Origin of the sequence: Streptococcus ovuberis (assembly GCF_012396585.1) — a bacterium.
Lineage (GTDB): Bacteria > Bacillota > Bacilli > Lactobacillales > Streptococcaceae > Streptococcus > Streptococcus ovuberis.
The window spans coordinates 1-5,019 of record NZ_JAAXPR010000041.1; the positions used below are offsets into that span (position 1 = coordinate 1).

Consider the following 5,019-nt stretch of genomic DNA (forward strand, 5'->3'; position numbering starts at 1 on the left):
CCATATGATTCTTTCTAATGAGTGGTTTGATTGCTTTTCATTATAGGTCATATGGGGCTTTTTTCATACTCAAAAAGGCTCCATAATCTCCGAGGTGGATTTACCCACTACAGAAATTATAGAGCCAGTTCTTCAAGCTTTTTTGTTTTAAGGATTAAGAGAGACATGGACGTGATCGTAGTGGTTTTCTGTGATGCTGCCACGGTCTGGCATCAAGTTCCAAGTGTAAGCTGGTCCATAGATGCTTGGGTAAGGGGAGTAGAAGCGTTGCTTCCAAATGATATAGGAAATTCCCTTAGCAGACATGTTAGCTGCAGCATAATCTGCAACAGCATCTCCAAGAGCGGAACTTTCAGGAACCATAAAGTCAACAGCTAACCCTTTTCCATGGTCACCGGTATCTCCTGGACGGTATAGGCTGAAGGAAGTAATGCCAAAGAGGCTGGCGACTTCATCTTTAAAGGCAATCGTTTGGGGTTGTAGTCCGGTATTGTCACCATAAGAGGAGGTTGTAACGGCAGCCACTGTCCCAGAGTTGGCAGGGATCTTAGCGACAGGGTTGGTCGCAACAGTCGTTGCTGCTTCAACAGCAGGTGTGCTCTCTGTGGTAGGGTGAGTGATTTCAGCTGTTGTAGCTTCAACGGCAGAGACAGTTGAGGTTGCAGGTTGAGCCCCTTCGATGACTGGGGCTGTTTCAGCGATAGGTTGTGCTGATTCGGAGACTGGCACTGCTTCAGCTTGAATGCTGCTTTCTGCTGCAGGTGTAGGAGTGACAGGTGTTGGTTCAGCGACAGGAGCAGTGTCGATGATATCTTCGTCGTTTGTTGTCGTGGTCAAGGCAGTTCCTTGCTCTGTAGAAGAGACAGGCTGGGTTAAATCTTCTACAACAACCGTTTGGTCATCTACTTTGACTTCATTAGTCGTTAAATCAGCGCTAGCCACAACTTGTTGGCTAGGGTTTTCAGGCAGAGGTGCTTGGATTTCAACACTTGTAAGATTGTTCGATTGATCGTAACTTGTTTTTAAAACAGTATCTGGGAAAATCAAATCTAAATTAGCAATTTGATTAATATTTGCTAAGACCATCATGTCGATGCCCATAGCTTCTGCGATAGTGCTGAGTGTATCCCCGTACTTAACCGTGTAGGTTTGAGTCTGGATCAGAGGTTGAGTACCATTTTGGCTATCTGTGCTCGGTTGAGGAATCAAGTCAGCCTTGATTTCTCCTATGGAGCGTGGTGTCCAGCTCAGCGCTTGAAGGCTAGTTGTGGAGACGAAGCTCGCTAGGAGTGTTGATGCCGTAAGTATTTTTTTAGTTAATGATTGTTTCATTGCTATTCCTTTCTTTCTATGACTGAAACCCATCTTACCATAAAACGAACGGCTGTAGAGGAATAAGGGGGTGTTTTAACTCAATTGATGTAAAGTTGTCATAAAACCCTAGTTTTGTCATAAATCGTAATAATTAGTAACATAGGGCAGTGCCATGAAAAACGAGAGACTATTCACTGTATCTTGAAAAATAAGCTTGAAAATGCTATACTAACATTAGGAAAGAAGAGGATTTACCATGAAAAAATACAGGTGGCTGCTACTTGCTATGACCGCCATTTGCTTAAGTGCCTGCGGTACTAAGGAAACGAAACCAGCTAAAGAGGAAACGACCCAATCAAGTGAAGAATCTGTTCTTAAGACTCAAGTTTTTGATTTGGCCTTGACTAACGGAAAGACGCAACGCCAGACCGTTCTTTATAAAGGAGACGTTATCCAGAAGATTATTTTACGAAATCCTATGGAAGTTACAGAGGAAATCAAACAAGCGATTAGCGAAGTTGGTTTAGAAGAAACTAAGCGCTTATTGCTGGAGTCAATGGGGAAGGATGACGTTTACCAACAGTTAGCAGCTATTTCGGGTTTAAGTTATGAGGTGGATTTTCTAGATGAAAATCAGTTCTTTATCACCTTTACTCTTGATGTGCCCAATCTGGAAACAAATAAATTGGCACAGTTGCCTATGTTTAAAGGTTCTGGTCTGGAGGATGTGTCAAAACTGACTTCCGAGCAATACCTTGAGCGGTTAGCAGCCTATGGTGCGCAGCCAGTTGTTGCTGGAGAAGAAGAATCCTCAGATAGTTCTCTCTTTACCTTAGAAAAAGAATGAAAATACTTGTAGAAGCTGTCAAAATCGGTTACAATAAATAAAGGAAAGACTTTTTAGGGAAAGAGGGTGTGATTATGGGATTTACAGATGAAACCGTCCGCTTTAATCTTGACGATGTGAACAAAAAAGAAATTAGCGAAACGCTAACGACGGTCTACCATTCTTTGAATGAAAAAGGTTATAATCCAATCAATCAAATTGTGGGTTACGTACTGAGTGGAGACCCGGCTTATATTCCGCGCTATAACGACGCTCGTAATCATATTCGAAAATATGAGCGTGATGAGATTGTGGAAGAGTTGGTTCGCTTTTACTTAAAGGGTCATGGGATTGATTTATCATGAGAATCATGGGACTTGATGTCGGTTCAAAGACCGTCGGTGTAGCAGTATCGGACCCCTTAGGCTTTACAGCGCAGGGACTTGAAATTATCCCTATTGATGAAGCCAAGAGTGAGTTTGGTCTGGAGCGTTTAGCTGAATTAATCAAACAGTACCAGGTGACTAAAATCGTCATCGGTCTTCCTAAGAACATGAATAATACAGAAGGACCTCGTGTAGAGGCTTCACGGGCTTATGGAGACCTGGTCGCAGAGCGATTTGGATTGGCGGTTGAGTACCAAGATGAGCGTCTGACGACTGTAGCTGCGGAGCGTATGCTGGTTGAACAGGCTGATTTGAGTCGCAACAAACGCAAGAAAGTGATTGATAAGTTGGCTGCTCAGCTTATTTTGCAAAATTATTTAGATAGAACATTTTAAAAGGAGACCTTATGTCACACGAACACAACCATGATCATAATGAAGAGCGCGAGCTCATCACGCTTGTTGATGAGAATGGCAATGAAACGCTTTTTGAGATTTTATTAACGATTGACGGCCAGGAAGAATTCGGCAAGAACTATGTTCTGTTAATTCCTGCTTCTGCTGAAGAAGATGAAAATGGCGAAGTTGAGATTCAGGCTTATTCGTTTACAGAAAATGAAGACGGAACAGAAGGGGATCTTCAGCCGATTCCGGAAGATTCCGAAGCGGAGTGGGATATGATTGAAGAAGTCTTCAACAGTTTCTTAGACGAAGAATAAAAATCAATGAGTCAGCCTAAAGCTGGCTTTTTTGATTAGCCGTGCTCCAAAAGCTTCTTCCTGTGATATTATGGCAAATAAACCAAGAATAACAATTTCTCTCGTCGATAAAGATAATATGGAAAACCTCTTTCAGGGTATTTTTGTAACTTTTATCAAACTTTTTGTAAAATATATTTGACAAAAAGGGTGGAATAGCTTACAATAAAGGAAAATAAAACAATTATCAGGAGGTGTTCTCATGTTGTTTAATGACAATGTCCTGAGAAATCAATGGTTGGCTATTACCATGGTGGGAGTGGCCGATATAGTTGCCTTATCGGCTGCCTTATTGTCAGATGATCCCTTTTTGAAAATAGTGCTTTGGGTAGGCTTTGTTTTAGCTAGTCTCTTTTTAGTGGGCTTAATTTGGGGGTTAAAGACAGCTAAACAACTAGCGGCGGATCAAAAACTAGACAAAATTCGGCCTGCTTATGACGAACGCCAGCAAGCCTATATCTTAAAAAGCTACAGTCTTGGTTTTTGGTACATGATCTTCATCTTTTGGTTATCCATCTTTATCAGCCGTTTTGGGTCACACCTAGTTGGCCTTGACTTCATGCTTGCCTTAGGACTTTGGGGTGGTCTAGGACTGAGCACAACCTATGCCAACCTTAAAGGCGCCAGCTATTTTGTGGACAGTCGCTTTGGGAGCAAAGGCAAACTCTTTGGCTGGTCTGCTAGCTTCTTTGGACTATTCGTTATGGGGATGGGACTTTTTACGGCCATAGCAGATCCGTCAGCTCGCAAGGTATTTTTTACGAGAGGCGGAGACGGATCCTTTATGGTCCTTGGACTTGCGCTCTTTAGTATGGGCGCCAGCATTCTCTATCGCCTCTATCAGAATAAAAAAGAAGAGGGATGAATAATGGAGTGGGGAATATTAGCAGTGATTGGGTTGGTAGGAGTGTACTCTTTATTGACACATCAAACATCAGACTCCTATCTAACAGAAGAAGATTATGACGACCGCCAACGCCAGATTATGGGGCGAAGTTACAAATATGGATTGGTAGCTATTTTGGTCTTGCTTTTTCTATATATAGTGTTGGCCAGTATGTATGAAGACTTATTTTCAGTGGACTTTATTCTCATGAGCCTCTTTTTCCTTTCTGTTGCAGTAGTGGGAGTGACCAATATTGTCAATGGGACTTATTATCCGACAAAAAAAGGCAAAGAAAAGCAACGCTTGAGCCCGGTTCAGGGAATTGTATCGGGTCTGCTGATAGCCGGTGCCAGTCTCTTTCTCCTTTTTCTAGAACCGAATAAGGATGGTCTATTTCAAAAAGGTGGCAATGGTGGTCTTGCTGTTTTAGGGCTTGTCGGCCTAGCTCTTAGCCTTGCCTTCTCCTATCGTCTATGGAAGGACAAAAGGGAGGTAGATGAATGAAAAACCTTCGATTAAAGGCGGCAAGGGCAGGAAAAGATTTATCCCAGCAGGCCTTGGCAGACTTGGTTGGCGTATCCAGACAGACCATTGCTGCGGTGGAAAAAGGCGATTACAATCCCAGCATCAACCTCTGCATTGCCATCTGTAAGGTTCTGGATAAGACGCTAGATCAGCTCTTTTGGGAGGAATAGGAGGCCAGACGGTATCCAGTTATCTGCACGCTAAATTTCAAGTCTAAGTTAGGCATTTAGTAAAAATTGTCTAGGAGATAAATAGTTCAAACATTTCTTTGGATAGTTGTTAATCCAATTTTCGATGAAGGCGACCATTCTTATGGTCGTTTTCT

At 42.5% G+C, this 5,019-nt stretch carries 8 protein-coding genes and 1 pseudogene; 7 read left to right on the forward strand and 2 right to left on the reverse strand.

Annotated features, from left to right (window positions below):
* Positions 1 to 147: 147 nt before the first annotated feature.
* The gene (locus HF992_RS11555) at positions 148 to 1,332 is read right to left on the reverse strand and encodes a LysM peptidoglycan-binding domain-containing protein (protein ID WP_168550142.1); all 1,185 of its coding nucleotides are present in this window, start codon (positions 1,330 to 1,332) and stop codon (positions 148 to 150) included.
* 238 nt (positions 1,333 to 1,570) lie between these two features.
* On the opposite strand from HF992_RS11555, the gene HF992_RS11560 reads away from it, so the two are divergent.
* The 7 genes from HF992_RS11560 to HF992_RS11590 all read left to right on the forward strand — a co-directional run bounded on the left by HF992_RS11560 (position 1,571) and on the right by HF992_RS11590 (position 4,864).
* A complete protein-coding gene (locus HF992_RS11560) occupies positions 1,571 to 2,161 on the forward strand; it encodes an SP0191 family lipoprotein (RefSeq protein WP_168550143.1) in 591 nt (196 codons plus the stop codon).
* A gap of 74 nt (positions 2,162 to 2,235) precedes the next feature.
* Positions 2,236 to 2,505 carry an IreB family regulatory phosphoprotein gene (locus HF992_RS11565; RefSeq protein WP_168550144.1) on the forward strand — a complete coding sequence of 90 codons (270 nt, stop codon included), beginning with the start codon at positions 2,236 to 2,238 and terminating at the stop codon, positions 2,503 to 2,505.
* Entirely contained in the window at positions 2,502 to 2,921 is a 420-nt protein-coding gene (gene ruvX, locus HF992_RS11570) for a Holliday junction resolvase RuvX (protein ID WP_168550145.1), read from the forward strand. The genes HF992_RS11565 and ruvX overlap by 4 nt, the downstream gene beginning before the upstream one ends.
* An 11-nt stretch (positions 2,922 to 2,932) precedes the next feature.
* The gene (locus HF992_RS11575) at positions 2,933 to 3,244 is read left to right on the forward strand and encodes a DUF1292 domain-containing protein (protein ID WP_168550146.1); all 312 of its coding nucleotides are present in this window, start codon (positions 2,933 to 2,935) and stop codon (positions 3,242 to 3,244) included.
* A 241-nt stretch (positions 3,245 to 3,485) separates the two neighbouring features.
* Positions 3,486 to 4,148, forward strand: coding sequence for a hypothetical protein (locus tag HF992_RS11580; RefSeq protein WP_168550147.1), 663 nt, complete (start codon positions 3,486 to 3,488; stop codon positions 4,146 to 4,148).
* Positions 4,149 to 4,151: 3 nt separating this feature from the next.
* The gene (locus HF992_RS11585; RefSeq protein WP_168550148.1) at positions 4,152 to 4,673 is read left to right on the forward strand and encodes a hypothetical protein; all 522 of its coding nucleotides are present in this window, start codon (positions 4,152 to 4,154) and stop codon (positions 4,671 to 4,673) included.
* Positions 4,670 to 4,864: a helix-turn-helix transcriptional regulator gene (locus tag HF992_RS11590; RefSeq protein WP_168550149.1), complete on the forward strand. Its 195-nt coding sequence runs from the start codon at positions 4,670 to 4,672 to the stop codon at positions 4,862 to 4,864. The genes HF992_RS11585 and HF992_RS11590 overlap by 4 nt, the downstream gene beginning before the upstream one ends.
* A gap of 48 nt (positions 4,865 to 4,912) precedes the next feature.
* Here HF992_RS11590 and HF992_RS11595 read toward each other — a convergent pair.
* Positions 4,913 to 5,019, reverse strand: a pseudogene (locus HF992_RS11595) (IS30 family transposase); the annotation flags it as partial.